This is a genomic window from Enterobacter sp. CGMCC 5087, from assembly GCF_003144775.1.
In the GTDB taxonomy this organism is placed as follows: domain Bacteria; phylum Pseudomonadota; class Gammaproteobacteria; order Enterobacterales; family Enterobacteriaceae; genus Enterobacter; species Enterobacter cloacae_M.
In genome coordinates, this window is record NZ_QFXN01000206.1 from 57,167 (window position 1) to 73,625 (window position 16,459).

Genomic DNA, 16,459 nt, shown 5'->3' on the forward strand with positions numbered 1-16,459 from the left:
TATATCAAATTGAGAGAACTACTATGCGACACGAACACGACAGCGGCGGGCGCCGACCGCGATTTTTCGGCCACGGCGATCTGAGGCTGGTGATTCTGGATATTCTGACCCGCAGCGCGAGCCACGGCTACGAGCTGATCAAAGAGATCGAGAATCTGACCCAGGGAAATTACACCCCGAGCCCAGGCGTGATCTACCCGACCCTGGATTATCTTCAGGATCAGACCTTTATCACCATTACGGAAGAAGAGAACGGTCGAAAGACGATTACGATTACCGCTGAAGGACAACGCTGGCTGGCCGAAAACCGGGAGCAGCTGGAACAGATCCAGGTGCGTATCAAAGCCCGTTCCGTCGGTTTTCAGCTGCGCAAAAACCCGCAGATGAAGCGGGCGCTGGATAACTTCAAAGCGGTGTTAGACCTGAAGGTGAATCAGGGAGAGCTTAGCGACGCGCAGCTCAAGCAGATTATCGGCGTTATTGACCGCGCGGCGCTAGAGATCTCCCAGCTGGACTAAGCCGGAGCGTACTCGCTCACGCGGAAGACGCGTACCAGCTCCTTCAGGTGCATCGCCTGTTCGTTAAGCGATGCTGCCGCCGCGACGGACTCCTCCACCAGCGCGGAGTTCTGCTGGGTGGTGGCATCAATCAGGCCAATCGCGCTGTTAATCTGCGAGATACCTTCCGTCTGCTCGTGGCTGGCCTGGCGGATTTCGCGCAGGATCGCGTCCATCTCTTCCACGTTACCGACCATCCCGTTGATCAGCCCACTCGCTTTTTCGACCAGGTTCATCCCGTCCTGAGTCTGGCTGGTGGAGCTCTCAATCAGCTCGCGGATTTCGCTGGCAGATGACGCACTCTTCTGGGCAAGCTGGCGAACTTCACCCGCCACCACCGCAAAGCCGCGACCGTGCTCGCCGGCGCGCGCCGCTTCCACCGCCGCGTTCAGCGCCAGAATGTTGGTCTGGAACGCAATGGCGTCGATAAGGTCGATAATGTCGGACATCCGGTTCGACGTCTCGTTAATCAGGCGCATTTTGCTGGTCACCTGCTTCATCATCTCGCCGTTGTTTTTAACCACCGTGGCGGCATCGGCCGAAAGGTTGGTCGCTTCCCCGGTATGCGAGGCGGTATTTTTCACCGTCGCGGTGATCTGCTCCATCGAGGCGGCGGTCTGTTCTACAGAACTTGCCTGCTCTTCCGTGCGCGCGGCCAGATCCTGGTTCCCGGCGACAATCTGCGCGGCTGCGCTGGAGATATTCTCCGAGCCGGTTTGCACCTGCTGCACGATGTCCAGCAGTCGCGTTTTCATCTCCATCAGCGCATGCAGCAGCAGACCCGTTTCGTCTTTGCCGTGTGGCGTGATGCTGCCCGTGAGATCGCCCTCAGAAATGGCTTTTGCAAAATGCACCGCCTCGCCGAGCGGACGAGTGATAGCGCGCACGATAAACCAGCCAATCAGGCTGCCTGCCGCAATGCTAAAGAGCGTGAGCAGGATCAGCAGCAGTCGGTTAGACCTGAAATCCCCTTCCACCTGCGCGCCGGCACTCTGCATCTCGCTGTTTTGAATGGTAATCAGCTCCTTCACCTTCGCTTTATAAGCCTGCTGCACGGCGAGGGTGGTGGTCATCATCTCCTGAATAGCGCCCGCACGATTGTTGTTCTGCACCGCCTGCAAAATGCGGTAGCGCGAGTCCAGATACTGCTGGCGCACGCTGCGGATCTCCGCCAGCACCTGCTGAGACTTTTGATCCTGCAGCGCGTTGTTCAGCTCGCCCAGGATCACCGTGATGTGCTCGCTGATCTCTTTCAGGCGCTGCTGAGATTGCCCCGTGTAAGTGCCCTGCTCGTCCAGCAGCATCAGCTGTTGAGTGCTAATAAATTCCTGGAAGTTATCGATTAACTGGTTCGCTTTTACCGTGGTCGGATAATCGCTGGTAATAATCGATTGCATCCCGTTATTAGCCCGGTTCAGGCTTATCAGAGACAGGCTTGCGCTGAGCGCCATCAGGACAATAAAGAACCCAAACGCCAGAAATAATTTCGTGCCGATCTTTACGTCATGTAAGAACATATTTTCTCCATCGATGTGATTATTTCTCAGACGATCGCTGTTATCGGTAACGATTTCGCTAACTTTATGAGTTTGATCGTTTTTTTATTTCATAACCGTCGCAATGGATAGGTAGAGGCTATTAATATTGCTCCATCGATCGTTACCAGACCACCGGAGGGGTATTTTTCAAAATAGCGTTCTGGATAACTGACTTAGGCAGGGATAAATAACTGAGGCACTTTCTTTAGTTATTTAATATTAAATTAACAATAAAATACATTAATAGTCACAACCAGAAAATAAAAAGCCGTTTATTCCTTACGAAATAAACGGCTTTTTTAGAACATTACTGACTCAATGAAGCACAGTTACCGCATCCTTAAGGCGCCCGGCGCGGTGCTTCACCATCGCAGAAATGTGGGCGCTCTCTTCGACCAGGTCGGCGTTTTTCTGCGTGATGCTGTCGAGTTCGGCCACCGCGCGGGTCAACTCTGACAGTCCGGTTGCCTGCTCGGAGGTCGCGTGGCTGATCTGGGCGATAAGCTGCGTCACGTTTTTCACCTGCTCGACAATATCATCCATCGTGCGGCCTGCGGCGTGAACCTGCTCAGAGCCGGACTGCACCTTGCTGGCGCTGGCATCAATGAGTTTACGAATATCATTGGCGGCACTGGCGCTGCGGCTGGCGAGATGGCGCACTTCCCCCGCGACCACGGCAAAACCTTTTCCCTGCTCTCCTGCCCTTGCCGCTTCAACCGCCGCGTTCAGCGCCAGAATATTGGTCTGGAAAGCGATATCGTTAATCAGGGAGGTAATCGAGCCAATTCGCTGCGTGCTGTCGGCAATGTCATCCATGGTTTTGACAACGGTCTGCATCGCGTTGCCCCCTTTCGTCGCCGCGCTGCTCGCGGCCACGGAGAGTTTATCCACCTCGGCGGCGGTTTCAGAGTTACTCTGAACGGAAGCGGCCATCTGGTTCATTGTCGCGACGGTCTGCTGCACGTTCGCCACGGTCTGACGCGTGCGATCGTTCAGGTCTTCATTTCCCTGCGCCAGCCTGTCGCTGCCGTCACGGACGCTCACCACCTGGCTCGACACGTCATTGATTAACCAGCGACACATCAGGCCCAGCTGCCCTACAGCGCGCAGCGTCAGCCCCAGCTCATCGCTGCGGTTCAGATGCTGCACGCTGTTGCGCTCACCGGTTGCGACCTTCAGGGCCTGTCGCGCCACATTCTCTACCGGGCGGACAATCTGCTGCTCAAACAGCAGTGTCCCCAGCAGCATGACCAGAGCGGCTGCGGCGAGCGGCATCCACCCGGCGGAGGTCGCGATCAGCGTGGCGGCGAGAACGGCAAAAAGCGCCGCCATCACGCTGCGCACGCGCCAGCGCAGCGGCATAGCCGGCAGTTTGCCCAGCCAGCCTTTTCCAACCACCAGCCCTTTATGAATACGTTTCTTACAGCTTCCGTCGTTCAGCGCCCGGTAGAGCGGCTCCACGGCGGCAATCTCTTCCGCTGTGGCTTTGGTGCGAATGGACATATAGCCCGTCACCAGCCCCTGGCGCACCATCGGCACCGCATTCGCACGCACCCAGTAGTGGTCACCGTTTTTGCGCCGGTTTTTGACAATTCCGCTCCACGGCTCGCCCTGCTGCAGCGTGTACCACATATCGGCAAACGCGGCTTTTGGCATATCGGGGTGGCGCACCATATTGTGCAGCTGGCCCGTCAGCTCATCGAGCTGGTAGCCGCTCACCTGCACAAAGGTGTCGTTGGCGTGTGTGATGTAGCTGTGGACGTCTGTGGTAGACATTAAGGTGGTGTCATCGTCCAGAGGATATTCATTCTGGGTGACATAGGTTGGAGAGGACATCGTGGGCATCCCTTGCAGGTTATTTGAATGTTAATTTTGTGGGTCAATGTTTTTTCGGCGGTAAACAATTTATCTTTAGTTGTTAAACTTGATGAAGATCGCAGATTTGACTTAAACCATACTTTTTGTACGATTTTATAATTCATTGATTTCAAATACTTTCGAAAAGAAATTACCTATAAAGCATGACCAGTTAATGCCCACTTAAGTTGCAGCCAATGCACTTCTTTAGTGCAGATGCGCTTTTCCGGCCTCATTTACCCTTTTTGTCCTGTACCGCTAAATCCCGTTTCGGTTTCTCCGGCATGATTAAATATTGTGCAACATTATTTTAACCTGGCGTTTATCCCGATTTTCGTTAAGTCATCTGAAGTGGCGTAATCCCTGCAATACTTAAACCAGTATCATGTGATACGCGATCCCCGGGAGCACATTTTGAACAGGTTACCTTCCAGCGCCTCGGCTCTTGCCTGTACCGCGCACGCACTGAATCTCATTGAGAAGCGAACGCTCGATCATGAGGAGATGAAACAACTTAACCGAGAGGTCATCGATTACTTTAAAGAGCACGTCAATCCAGGTTTTCTGGAGTATCGCAAATCTGTTACCGCCGGCGGGGATTACGGAGCCGTAGAGTGGCAAGCGGGGAGTCTTAACACGCTTGTCGACACCCAGGGACAGGAGTTTATCGATTGCCTTGGTGGTTTTGGTATCTTCAACGTGGGGCACCGTAATCCAGTTGTGGTTTCCGCCGTACAGAATCAACTTGCGAAACAACCTCTCCATAGCCAGGAACTGCTCGACCCGCTTCGCGCCATGCTCGCGAAAACGCTGGCGGCCTTAACGCCCGGCAAACTGAAGTACAGCTTCTTTAGCAACAGCGGCACGGAATCGGTCGAAGCGGCGATTAAACTCGCCAAAGCGTACCAGTCGCCGCGCGGGAAATTCACCTTTATCGCCACCAGCGGCGCGTTCCACGGTAAATCTCTGGGCGCACTGTCTGCTACCGCCAAATCCACCTTCCGCAAACCGTTTATGCCGCTGCTGCCGGGCTTCCGCCACGTGCCGTTTGGCGACATTAACGCCATGCGCACCGTGCTGAGCGAATGCCGTAAAACCGGCGATGACGTGGCGGCGGTGATCCTGGAGCCGATTCAGGGTGAAGGCGGCGTGATCCTCCCTCCGCAAGGCTATCTGCCCGCCGTGCGTCAGCTGTGCGATGAGTTTGGCGCGCTGCTGATCCTCGACGAAGTCCAGACCGGGATGGGGCGCACCGGCAAGATGTTTGCCTGCGAGCACGAAAACGTTCAGCCGGACATCCTGTGCCTGGCGAAAGCGCTCGGCGGCGGCGTGATGCCGATTGGTGCGACGGTTGCGACTGAAGAGGTCTTCTCGGTGCTGTTCGACAACCCGTTCCTGCATACCACTACCTTTGGCGGTAACCCGCTGGCCTGTGCGGCCGCGCTGGCAACCATCAACGTGCTGCTGGAGCAAAACCTGCCCGCGCAGGCGGAGCAGAAAGGTGACATGCTGCTGGACGGCTTCCGTCAGCTAGGCCGGGAGTATCCGGACCTGGTGCAGGACGCGCGTGGGAAAGGGATGCTGATGGCGATTGAGTTTGTCGATAACGAAATCGGCTATAGCTTCGCGAGCGAGATGTTCCGCCAGCGGGTGCTGGTGGCCGGCACGCTCAACAACTCGAAAACCATCCGAATAGAACCGCCGCTGACGCTGACGATTGAGCAGTGCGAGCAGGTGCTGAAGGCAGCGCGTAAAGCGCTGGCAGCGCTGCGGGTGAGCGTGGAAGAGGCGTAATTCCTCGCGGTCATGAAAAAAGCCGGGTGGCGATAACGCTTACCCGGCCTACATAATCAACACAACCTCTTACCCGTACAGCTACTCCGGCAACAGCCCAACAAAACTGCGTTTCTTGCGCGGCTCCGACATCAGCTCCTCGAGCTTATCCACGCACGCCTGGTAGTGCGGGGTTTGCTTATGCGCCAGCACCGCCTCCTCGTCTTTATAGGCCTCGTAGATAAAGAACCGGGTTTTCACGCGCGGGTCCTGCAATACGTCAAAACGCAGGTTTCCCGGCTCCTTGATTGCCCCCTCGTGGTTGGCGCGAAACACCTCCAGAAACTCGTCCACCCGCTCGGGCTTGATGTTGATCTCCACCAGCGTCACGTTCATTTTGCTTCTCCCTGTTTCTCTTCCTGCCAGAACTGGAACGCATCGCGAGCGTTCCAGTTCTCATGAACCACTTTTTTCACCGCCTTCAGCATGGCTAGCGGCGCGCTGGACTGGAAGATATTGCGCCCCATGTCCACGCCGGACGCGCCCTGGTCGATCGCCCGCCAGCACATCTCCAGCGCCTCGTGCTCCGGCAGCTTTTTGCCCCCGGCGATCACAATCGGCACCGGGCAGCTGGCGGTCACTTTTTCAAAGCCCTCGTCCACGTAGTAGGTTTTGACGAACTGCGCGCCCATTTCGGCGGCGATGCGGCTGGCCAGCGAGAAATAGCGCGCGTCCCGCACCATCTCTTTACCGACGCCCGTCACCGCCAGCGTCGGCATGCCGTAGCGCGCGCCCGCATCGACAAGCTTGATGATATTGTTGATCGACTGGTGTTCAAACTCGCTGCCGATATACACCTGCGCCGCCACCGCGCAGACGTTCAGGCGCAGCGCGTCTTCCATCGCCACCGCCACGCACTCGTTCGACAGCTCGCCCAGAATCGAGTTACCGCCGGAGGCGCGCAGCACCACCGGTTTGTTCGTCGCGGCTGGCACCTGGCTCCTGAGGATGCCGCGGGTGCACATCAGCACGTCGGTTTCGCCAAACAGCGGCGCGATGGAGAGATCGATGCGCTCAAGGCCGGTGGTCGGCCCCTGAAAGTAGCCGTGGTCAAAGGCCAGCATCACCGTGCGGTTGCTCTGCGGATTGAAGATGCGCGAAAGCCTGGACTGCATGCCCCAGTCCAGCGAGCCGCAGCCCTTCAGGGTGTAAGGCACATTCTTCTGCGGCGTGCCGATGCCAAAATCCTTGCCGTCTTTGATGTCGTCTAAATCAGCCATTTGCTCCCCCGTCAGAAATCGTATTTGCTGATGTTCTCTTTGGTGAACACCACCCGCTCCGGCAGCAGCACGATGCCGTTGCCCTTCGCCTCATACTGGTAGCCCTGCACGCTGTTCGGCTCGACCTTCAGCGCGCCGATGTCTTTTACGTCCACGCTGTCGCCGACGTTAAGATCGCCTTTTTTCAGCAGGCGATCGGCGACATTGACCGCAATTTTGCCCTGTTGTACGACATCCCACAGGCCGAATGCTTTTACCGTGCCGCGCTCAACGTACGGACGCATCACGTTCGGCGTGCTGAAGCCGACAATCGCCACCCCTTCGCGCTTCAGGTTTTCCGCCGCCTGCGCCGCGGCTGGCAGCGCGTTGGCGTCCGGGGCGATGATTGCATCCAGATCCGGATATGCTTTTAAGATCCCTTCGGCGGTCTGGAGGGATTTGGTGGCGTCGTTATAGCCAAACTGGGTGGTCACGACCTGCCACTGGGGGTGATCTTTCTCGATTTTGGCCTTCGCCTCTTTCACCCACTGGTTCTGGTCGGTGACGGTCGGGCTTGAGTAGAAGAACGCCACTTTAGCGTTCGGTTTGGTGACCTGCTTGCCCGCCATCTCCACCAGCAGGCCACCGAGCTGTTCCGGCGTCCCCTGGTTGATGTAGATGCTGCGGCACTCCGGTTTGGTGTCCGAATCCCAGGTCAGGACCTTGACGCCGCGCTGCATCGCGCGCTTGAGCGCCGGGCAGAGGCCGTCCGGCGACACGGCGGAGACGATAATGGCGTTATAGCCCTGGTTGACGAAGTTATTGATGAGCTGCACCTGGCCGGAGACGCTCGGCTCGGTCGGACCGTCGTAGGTTACGTCCACGTCGAGATCTTTCCCCGCCTCTTTCGCGCCGTTGCCGCCGCTGGTGAAGAACCCCACGCCCACCAGCTTCGGGATAAAGGCAATGCGGTCCGCCGCCTGCGCCGAGGCGAAGCTGAGGGCCATTGCCAGGACTATCAGTTTTGTTTTCATCTTACGCTCCGGATAGTTTTCTAAAGAGAGAACGCACCCATTCGCGGTGCAGACTCAGCGAACGTCCCACCACCACCACAACCAGCAGCGCCCCTGACAGCGCGCTCGACACCTGGTTAGGGATGCCGACCATCTGTAAACCCTGCTGCAGGTAGCCCACCAGCAGCGCCGCCAGCGCCGTACCGACAACCGAACCTGACCCGCCGTAGATATTGGCCCCGCCCAGCACGGCGGCGGTGAGTGCGGGCATCAGCAAATCGCGCCCCAGATCCGAACGCGCGGAGCCGAAATAGGAGACCATCACCAGCGCGGCAATCGCCGAGGCCACGCCCACCAGCCCGTACAGCGCGTAGGGCATGCCGTTCACCGACAGCGCCGCATAGCGCGCCGCGCGCGGGTTTTGCCCGATCAAAAACAGGTGACGGCCAAAGCGCCCGCGGTGGGTAATCAGCCAGAAGAAAACGGTAATCACCGCGAACAGCACCAGCGGGATCGGCAGACCCAGCACCGTGAGGTTAGCGAACGCCGTGAAGCCGTCCGGGAAGCCGCCGATGCCCTCGTAGCCCGTCGCGCCCGCCATGCCGGAGAGCAGCAGCGCGCCGCCGCCGTAGAGGTAGAGCGTGCCGAGGGTGATCACCAGCGGGCTGATGCCGGTGTAGTGAATCAGCGCGGCATTAAGTAATCCGCACAGCAGGCCGAGCAGCAGCGTCAGCGGAACGGCGACCGCCATCGGCCACCCCGCCTGCATCATCACGCCCAGCGCGATGGCGCACAGGCCGATGGTCGAGCCGAGGGAGATATCGATCCCGCCGCTAATAATCACCAGCGTGAGCGGCAGCGCCACAATGCCGATGCAGATAAAGTCGCTGGTGCTGAACAGCAGCATGTTGATGTCGAGCATGCGCGGGTTGATGGCGCCAAAGAGCAGGATCTCCAGCACCAGCAAAATCAGCAGCGCGCTTTCCCAGTTAAGCCTCATTTACGCCACCTCTTTTTTGCGTTTGGGAAACGGGGTGACGTGCTTTCCCCCTCTGTTACCCGGCTGGAAGCGACCGTACTTCAGCGCCCGCTGATGACGTGCCAGCGCCTGGCGCAGGCGCCCGTCGAGCACCAAAACGCCCAGCAGCACCAGCCCGGCGATAAAGTCGTTCCACCACGCCGGGAGCCTGAACAGCACCAGCACGGTGTCGATTTGGGTCAGGAAGAAGGCGCCGAGTAGCGCGCCAACCAGCGTGCCCGTGCCGCCCAGCAGCGAAATCCCCCCGAGCACGCAGGCGGCGATGGCCTTCATCTCCAGCCCGCTGCCGGTCTGGTTGGGCACAAAACCAATCTGCGCGGCAAAGACGATCCCTGCGCAGGCCGCCAGCATGCCGTTCAGGGTAAAGGCGAGCATTCGCGTGCGGTTCACCGCCCCGCCCAGCTGGCGCGCGGCGGCGAGGTTATCCCCCACCGCGTAGAAATCACGCCCGAACGCGGTGCGCGAGAGCGTCCACGCGCCTGTGACCGCGACGATCAACACCAGCATGCCGAGCGGCGAAATGCCGATGGCGGCAGGCTCAGAGAGGGATTTCAGCCCGGGCGGCAGCCCCTCAATCCACTTTCCGCCGGTCCAGAGCAGCATCGCCCCGCGGTACAGCCCCAGCGTGCCGAGGGTGGCGACAATCGCCGGAATGCGCAGCCCCACCACCAGAAACCCGTTGAACACCCCGGCCAAAGCGCCAATAGACAGCGCGAAGAGAATGGAAACCGAAAGGCTGTAGCCGCTGTTCAGCGCCACGCCGACGGCGATGGCAGACAGCCCGACGATGGAGCCGACGGACACGTCGATATTGCGGGTCAGCATCACCAGCGCCGCGCCGATGGCCAGCAGGATCAGGATCTGCGAGCTGGCGAAGATCATCCCCAGCGTCTGCAGGCTGAAGTAGGACGGGTTCAGCGCCACCAGCACGGCGAACAGCGCCAGAATGGCGAGAAACGCGCTCAGCTCGCGGTTTTTGAGTAAGGTCTTCATGATTGCCCTCCAAACGCCAGCGCCATCATCCTGTCGAGGCTGACGGCGTGGCGCGACAGCTCGCCGCTGAGCACGCCCTGATGCATCACCAGCACCCGGTCCGCGAGCCCCGGAAACTCGTCAAGATCGCTTGAGATCATCAGCACCGCCACGTTCTGCGCCGCCACGCTTTTTATCAGCTGGTAGATATCGGCGCGCGCCGAGACGTCCACCCCGCGCGTCGGTTCATCGACGATCAGCAGCAGCGGATTGGCCTCCAGGCAGCGCGCCAGCAGCACCTTCTGCTGGTTGCCGCCGGAGAGCGTGCGCACGGTTTGATCCGCATGGTTGAGCTTGATCCCCAGCGCCCGGTGATAGCGCTCCACCACCGCCGACTCCCGCTTGCGCCGCTGCCAAATCGACGGCTCGTTCAGCGCCACCGTGTTCCAGCGGATCGGCGCATCGAGGAACAGACCGGACACCTGCCTGTCTTCCGGCAGGTAGACCAGCCCTTTTTCCAGGCGCGAACTTACCGGATCGTCGGTGATCTCCTGGTTTTCCAGCCAGACGCGCCCACCGCGTACCGGCCGCAGGCCGTAGAGCGTTTCCGCAAACTCGGTGCGCCCGGATCCCACCAGCCCGGCCAGGCCGACGATCTCTCCGGCGTAGATCTCAAGGCTGAGATCGATAAACCCTTCCCCGGTGAGATCGTCAACGCGCAGCACTGGGAAATCCTGCGGCTGGGTGCGGCGGTTGCCCGGCAGCGCCAGCCACAGCTTTTGCGTATCGCTCAGGGATTTCTCCCGGCTCACCGGCGTCATGGCGGCGATCAGGGCGTTATCGTCGAACTGGGCGGTTTCCCCGCTCAGCACCACCGCGCCGTCGCGCATCACCGAGACGTGGCTCGAAAGCATGCGAATTTCCGGCAGCTTGTGCGAGATAAAGACAATCCCGACGCCAAGCGCCTGCAGGGCGCGGATCTGGCGGAACAGCCGCTCGGTTTCGCCGGGCGTGAGGGAGGCCGTGGGTTCGTCGAGGATCAGGATCCTCGCGTTGCGCATCAGACCGCGCAGGATCTCCACCATCTGCTGGTCCGCCACCTCCAGGGTGCTGGCGGCGGCGTCGAGGTTAAGCAGGCACTGGAGCTGCTGGAGCTTCTCCGCCAGCCGCTTTTCCCGATCGCGTTCGCGCGGCAGGCGGAACAGGATGTTTTCCCGCACCGTCAGGTTGGGGAACAGCAGCGGCTCCTGCGGCACCAGATAAATGCCTAACCCGTGCGCCTGAGCGGGCGTGAGCCGCGCATATGACTGCCCCTCGACAGAAAGTTCACCGCTGTCCGGCGTTTCCACCCCGGCGATGATCTTCATCAGCGTCGATTTTCCCGCGCCGTTTCCGCCCATCAGGGCGTGCACCTGGCCCGCAAGCAGCGTGAAATCTATGCCTTTTAAGACCGGCACGCCTGAGAACTGCTTGCTGATATTCCGCGCGTCGAGAAGTGAGGTCATCATCGCTCCGCTATTGAACAAATGATTTTTAGATTTAATAATGTTCAAAAGCGTAGACGGTGAACTATATTTACAACCGTGCAGGGATCACAGTTTTATCGATTGAGATTCAGATAAAGCAGAAACGATCGAAAAGATCCGTTTTGTCGCGTGGCTCACACTTTCCCTTCGCGCCATCACGAACATATGATCTAAATTTTTATAAGAGTTCAACTATGAGCGATAAACGCACTGCGGAAGAAGGACGGTTTGCCGGGCTGGCACTGGCGGAAGAGGAACTCGTGGCGCGCGTGGCCTGGTGCTACTACCACGACGGATTAACCCAGAACGACATCGGCGAGCGGCTCGGGCTACCGCGCCTGAAGATCTCCCGCCTGCTGGAAAAAGGCCGTCAGTCCGGGGTGATCCGCGTGCAGATCAACTCCCGCTACGAGGGCTGCCTGGCGCTGGAGACCGAGCTACAGCAGCGCTTCGGCCTGAAGCTGGTGCGCGTGATGCCCGCGTTGAATACGCCGCCGATGAACGTGCGGCTGGGCATTGGCGCGGCGCAGTCGCTGATGGGCGTACTGGAGCCCGGCCAGCTTCTGGCGGTGGGGTTTGGTGAAACCACCATGAGCTGCCTGCAGCACCTGAGCGGTTTTATCAGCTCGCAGCAGATCCGCCTGGTGACGCTCTCCGGCGGCGTCGGGCCGTATATGACCGGTATCGGCCAGCTGGACGCGGCCTGCAGCGTCAGCATGATCCCCGCCCCGCTTCGCGTGTCATCCGCAGAGGTTGCCGGGATCTTAAAACGCGAGACCAGCGTGCGGGACGTGATCCTCGCCGCGACCGCCGCCGACGTGGCAGTGGTCGGCATTGGTTCAGTGAACCAGCGCCGTGACGCCACGATACTGCGATCCGGCTATATCAGCGAAGGTGAACAGCTGATGTACGCCCGCAAAGGCGCGGTCGGCGACATTCTCGGCTATTTCCTCAATGCCGAAGGCGAGTGCGTTGAGGAGCTGGAGATCCACAAAGAACTGCTGGGCGTCACGCTCGATGAACTGGCGCAGCTGCCCACCATCGTTGGCGTGGCCGGAGGGGAAGAGAAAGCCGATGCGATTTATGCCGCACTGAAGGGTCGCCGTATCAATGGCCTGGTGACGGAGGAGACGACAGCCCGCGCGGTGCTGGCCCTGACGTAACGGGCAGGCCCTGCGCTAACAACGAGGCAAGCTCATGAGTTACCTTTTAGCGTTAGATGCAGGGACAGGCAGCGTTCGCGCCGTTATTTTCGATTTACAGGGCAACCAGATTGCCGTCGGCCAGGCCGAGTGGAAGCACCTGAGCGTGGAGAACGTGCCGGGATCGATGGAGTTCGACCTCGAGACCAACTGGCTGCTGGCCTGCCGGTGCATTCATCAGGCGCTGGAACGTGCGCGCCTGAGCGCGGCGGATATTCAGTCCGTCGCCTGCTGCTCGATGCGCGAAGGGATCGTGCTGTACGACCGCAACGGCGAGGCCATCTGGGCCTGCGCCAACGTCGACGCCCGCGCCAGCCGCGAGGTGGCCGAACTCAAAGAGATCCACGAAGACTGTTTTGAATCCGAGGTGTATGAGGTTTCAGGCCAGACGCTGGCGCTGAGCGCCATGCCGCGCCTGCTGTGGCTGGCGCACCATCGCCCGGATATTTACCGCAAGGCCGCGACCATCACCATGATCAGCGACTGGCTGGCGGCGAAGCTCTCCGGCGAGCTGGCGGTCGACCCGTCTAACGCGGGCACCACCGGCATGCTGGATCTCTTCTCTCGCGACTGGCGTCCGGCGCTGCTCGACATGGCCGGGCTGCGCGCCGATATCCTCTCCCCGGTGAAAGAGACCGGTACCGTGCTGGGCGCGATTACCAAAGAGGCCGCGCAGCAGAGCGGCCTGCGCGAAGGCACCCCGGTGGTGATGGGCGGCGGCGACGTGCAGCTGGGCTGTCTGGGGCTGGGCGTGGTCCGCGCGGGCCAGACGGCGGTACTGGGCGGTACCTTCTGGCAGCAGGTGGTCAATCTGCCGCAGGTGCGCACCGACCCCGACATGAACATCCGCGTGAACCCGCACGTTATTCCCGGTATGGCGCAGGCGGAGTCGATCAGCTTCTTCACCGGGCTGACCATGCGCTGGTTCCGCGACGCCTTCTGCGCCGAGGAAAAGCTGATTGCCGAGCGAATGGGGATGGACACCTATTCCCTGCTGGAAGAGATGGCCAGCCGCGTGCCGGCGGGTTCGCACGGGGTGATGCCGATCTTCTCCGACGCGATGCATTTCAAGCAGTGGTACCACGCCGCGCCGTCGTTTATTAACCTCTCCATCGACCCGGAAAAGTGCAACAAAGCGACGCTGTTCCGCGCCCTGGAGGAGAACGCGGCGATTGTCTCGGCCTGCAACCTGGCGCAGATCTCGCGCTTCTCCGGCGTGACGTTTGAAAGCCTGGTGTTTGCGGGCGGCGGGGCTAAGGGCGCCCTGTGGAGTCAGATTTTAAGCGACGTCACCGGGCTGCCGGTGCGCGTGCCGGAAGTGAAAGAGGCAACGGCGCTCGGCTGCGCGATTGCCGCCGGCGCGGGCGCGGGGCTGTTTGCCGATATGGCCTCGACGGGCGAGCGGCTGGTGAAGTGGAGCCGCGAGTTCACGCCGAACCCGCAGCACCGCGAGCTGTACGACGGCATGATGCAGAAATGGCAGGCAGTGTACGCCGATCAGCTGGGGCTGGTAGACAGCGGGCTGACGACGTCGATGTGGCAGGCGCCGGGGCTAGTGCGGACATCCCCCTCACCCCGGCCCTCTCCCTAAGGGAGAGGGAGATTACGTCCCCTCTCCCCGTGGGAGAGGGTTAGGGTGAGGGCATCAGGCCACACCAATATTTGAATCCCATCACAATCACTGCATTCGCCTTTTCCCTTTTACTCCCCGCTGGCTAAATTAGTAACTCATCCGACCACATAACAATAATTTTACACTGGAAGAGACTATGAGCCGCTACCCGTCGTTATTCGCCCCCCTCGATCTGGGGTTCACCACACTCAAAAACCGCGTGTTGATGGGCTCGATGCACACCGGGCTGGAGGAGCATCCGGACGGGGCCGAGCGTCTGGCAGCCTTCTATGCCGAGCGCGCCCGCCACGGGGTAGCGCTGATTGTCACTGGCGGCGTGGCCCCTGCCCCTTCCGGCGTGGGCATGGAGGGCGGCGCGGTCCTGAACGATGCGTCACAGCTGCCGCACCACCGCATTGTGACCGACGCGGTCCACCGCGAGGGCGGTAAAATCGCTCTGCAAATCCTGCACACCGGACGCTACAGCTATCAGCCGAACCTGGTCGCGCCGTCGGCCATTCAGGCGCCAATCAACCGCTTTAAACCTCACGCCCTCAGCCACGATGAGATCCTGGCGCTGATCGACGACTTTGCCCGCTGCGCGGCGCTGGCCCGCGAGGCGGGCTACGACGGCGTTGAGGTGATGGGCTCAGAAGGCTATCTGATTAACGAGTTCCTCGCGGCCCGCACCAACCAGCGCGACGACGAATGGGGCGGCGACTATGCCCGCCGGATGCGCTTTGCCGTGGAGGTGGTGCGCGCGGTGCGCGAACGTGCGGGCGCAGACTTTATTATCGTCTTCCGCCTGTCGATGCTCGACCTGGTGGAAGGCGGCGGCACGTTCGACGAAACCGTGCAGCTGGCGCAGGCGATTGAAGCCGCAGGTGCCACGATTATCAACACCGGCATCGGCTGGCACGAGGCGCGCATACCGACTATCGCCACGCCGGTGCCGCGCGCGGCGTTCAGCTGGGTAACGCGCAGGCTGAAGGGCAAAGTCTCTGTTCCACTGGTCACCACCAACCGCATTAACGATCCGCAGGTGGCGGACGATGTGATTTCGCGCGGCGACGCCGATATGGTGTCGATGGCGCGCCCGTTCCTGGCGGATGCCGAACTGCTCTCCAAAGCGCAAAGCGGCCGTGCGGATGAGATCAACACGTGCATCGGCTGTAACCAGGCCTGTCTGGATCAGATCTTCGTCGGCAAGGTCACCTCTTGCCTGGTTAACCCGCGCGCCTGCCATGAAACCAAAATGCCGATCGTTCCGGCGGTCAGTAAAAAACGCCTGGCCGTGGTGGGCGCAGGCCCGGCGGGACTGGCGTTTGCGGTGAATGCCGCCAGGCGCGGGCACAGCGTGACGCTGTTTGATGCGCTGGCGGAGATTGGCGGACAGTTTAATATCGCCAAACAGATCCCCGGCAAAGAGGAGTTCTATGAAACCCTGCGCTACTACCGCCGGATGATCGACCTGACGGGCGTCGAGCTGCGGCTTAACCAGTTTGTCAGCGCGGCGGATCTGATCGGTTTCGACGAGGTGATCCTGGCGAGCGGGATCGTACCGCGCACGCCTGCGATCGAGGGTATCGATCATCCGAAGGTGTTGAGCTATCTGGATGTATTGCGTGACAAAACGCCGGTTGGCGAGAAGGTGGCGATTATCGGCTGCGGCGGGATCGGCTTTGATACCGCCATGTACTTAAGCCAGCCGGGCGAGGCTACCAGCCAGAACATTGCCGAGTTTTGCGTGGAATGGGGTATCGACACCAGCCTGAACCAGTCCGGCGGGCTACGCCCGGAAGGGCCGCAGCTGCCGAAAAGCCCGCGCCAGATCGTGATGCTGCAGCGTAAGGCCAGCAAGCCGGGCGAAGGGCTGGGCAAAACCACGGGATGGATCCACCGCGCCACCCTGCTCTCTCGCGGGGTGAAGATGATCCCTGCGGTCAGCTACCAGAAGATCGACGACGAGGGTCTGCACGTCACGATCGGCGGCGAGCCGCAGCTGCTGCGCGTGGATCATGTGATTTTATGCGCCGGGCAGGAGCCGAAGCGCGATCTGGCCGATCCGCTGCGCGAAGCCGGTAAAACGGTGCATTTGATCGGCGGGGGCG

General features: G+C 60.3%; 13 protein-coding genes. 5 read left to right on the top strand and 8 right to left on the bottom strand.

Annotation, left to right across the window (positions count from 1 at the left end; translation table 11 throughout):
• Nucleotides 1-23: 23 nt before the first annotated feature.
• Complete coding sequence (locus DEO48_RS16930; protein WP_109845795.1) at nt 24-518, top strand: PadR family transcriptional regulator; 495 nt, start codon at nt 24-26, stop codon at nt 516-518.
• Here DEO48_RS16930 and DEO48_RS16935 read toward each other — a convergent pair.
• Nucleotides 515-2,074 (bottom strand): methyl-accepting chemotaxis protein, encoded by a 1,560-nt coding sequence (locus DEO48_RS16935; RefSeq protein WP_109845796.1) that lies wholly within the window; start codon nt 2,072-2,074, stop codon nt 515-517. The genes DEO48_RS16930 and DEO48_RS16935 overlap by 4 nt on opposite strands.
• A gap of 336 nt (nt 2,075-2,410) precedes the next feature.
• A complete protein-coding gene (locus tag DEO48_RS16940; protein ID WP_109845797.1) occupies nt 2,411-3,931 on the bottom strand; it encodes a PAS domain-containing methyl-accepting chemotaxis protein in 1,521 nt (506 codons plus the stop codon).
• A gap of 435 nt (nt 3,932-4,366) precedes the next feature.
• On the opposite strand from DEO48_RS16940, the gene ygjG reads away from it, so the two are divergent.
• Complete coding sequence (gene ygjG / locus DEO48_RS16945; protein WP_168708009.1) at nt 4,367-5,746, top strand: putrescine aminotransferase; 1,380 nt, start codon at nt 4,367-4,369, stop codon at nt 5,744-5,746.
• Between the two features lie 81 nt (nt 5,747-5,827).
• On the opposite strand, the gene lsrG is transcribed toward ygjG, so the two are convergent.
• From lsrG to lsrA, 6 genes are read right to left on the bottom strand one after another with little or no spacing between them, the layout of a single operon-like run.
• Nucleotides 5,828-6,121, bottom strand: coding sequence for a (4S)-4-hydroxy-5-phosphonooxypentane-2,3-dione isomerase (gene lsrG / locus DEO48_RS16950; protein WP_060572071.1), 294 nt, complete (start codon nt 6,119-6,121; stop codon nt 5,828-5,830).
• Nucleotides 6,118-7,005 (bottom strand): 3-hydroxy-5-phosphonooxypentane-2,4-dione thiolase, encoded by an 888-nt coding sequence (gene lsrF / locus DEO48_RS16955; RefSeq protein ID WP_109845799.1) that lies wholly within the window; start codon nt 7,003-7,005, stop codon nt 6,118-6,120. Before lsrF ends, lsrG begins: the two co-directional genes overlap by 4 nt.
• Before the next feature lie 11 nt (nt 7,006-7,016).
• Nucleotides 7,017-8,018 (bottom strand): autoinducer 2 ABC transporter substrate-binding protein LsrB, encoded by a 1,002-nt coding sequence (lsrB, locus tag DEO48_RS16960; RefSeq protein WP_109845800.1) that lies wholly within the window; start codon nt 8,016-8,018, stop codon nt 7,017-7,019.
• Between the two features lies 1 nt (nt 8,019).
• Nucleotides 8,020-8,997 carry an autoinducer 2 ABC transporter permease LsrD gene (gene lsrD, locus DEO48_RS16965; RefSeq protein WP_109845801.1) on the bottom strand — a complete coding sequence of 326 codons (978 nt, stop codon included), beginning with the start codon at nt 8,995-8,997 and terminating at the stop codon, nt 8,020-8,022.
• Nucleotides 8,998-10,029 (bottom strand): autoinducer 2 ABC transporter permease LsrC, encoded by a 1,032-nt coding sequence (gene lsrC / locus DEO48_RS16970; RefSeq protein ID WP_109845802.1) that lies wholly within the window; start codon nt 10,027-10,029, stop codon nt 8,998-9,000.
• Nucleotides 10,026-11,513 carry an autoinducer 2 ABC transporter ATP-binding protein LsrA gene (gene lsrA / locus DEO48_RS16975; protein ID WP_109845803.1) on the bottom strand — a complete coding sequence of 496 codons (1,488 nt, stop codon included), beginning with the start codon at nt 11,511-11,513 and terminating at the stop codon, nt 10,026-10,028. Before lsrA ends, lsrC begins: the two co-directional genes overlap by 4 nt.
• A 215-nt stretch (nt 11,514-11,728) precedes the next feature.
• Here lsrA and lsrR point away from each other — a divergent pair, with 215 nt between their 5' ends.
• The 3 genes from lsrR to DEO48_RS16990 form a co-directional block, all read left to right on the top strand.
• Nucleotides 11,729-12,697, top strand: coding sequence for a transcriptional regulator LsrR (gene lsrR / locus DEO48_RS16980; RefSeq protein ID WP_045403450.1), 969 nt, complete (start codon nt 11,729-11,731; stop codon nt 12,695-12,697).
• A gap of 34 nt (nt 12,698-12,731) precedes the next feature.
• Nucleotides 12,732-14,327, top strand: coding sequence for an autoinducer-2 kinase (gene lsrK / locus DEO48_RS16985; RefSeq protein ID WP_109845804.1), 1,596 nt, complete (start codon nt 12,732-12,734; stop codon nt 14,325-14,327).
• 178 nt (nt 14,328-14,505) lie between these two features.
• Nucleotides 14,506-16,459 (top strand): NADPH-dependent 2,4-dienoyl-CoA reductase (locus DEO48_RS16990; protein ID WP_109845805.1); only part of this gene is annotated, 1,954 nt, incomplete at its 3' end.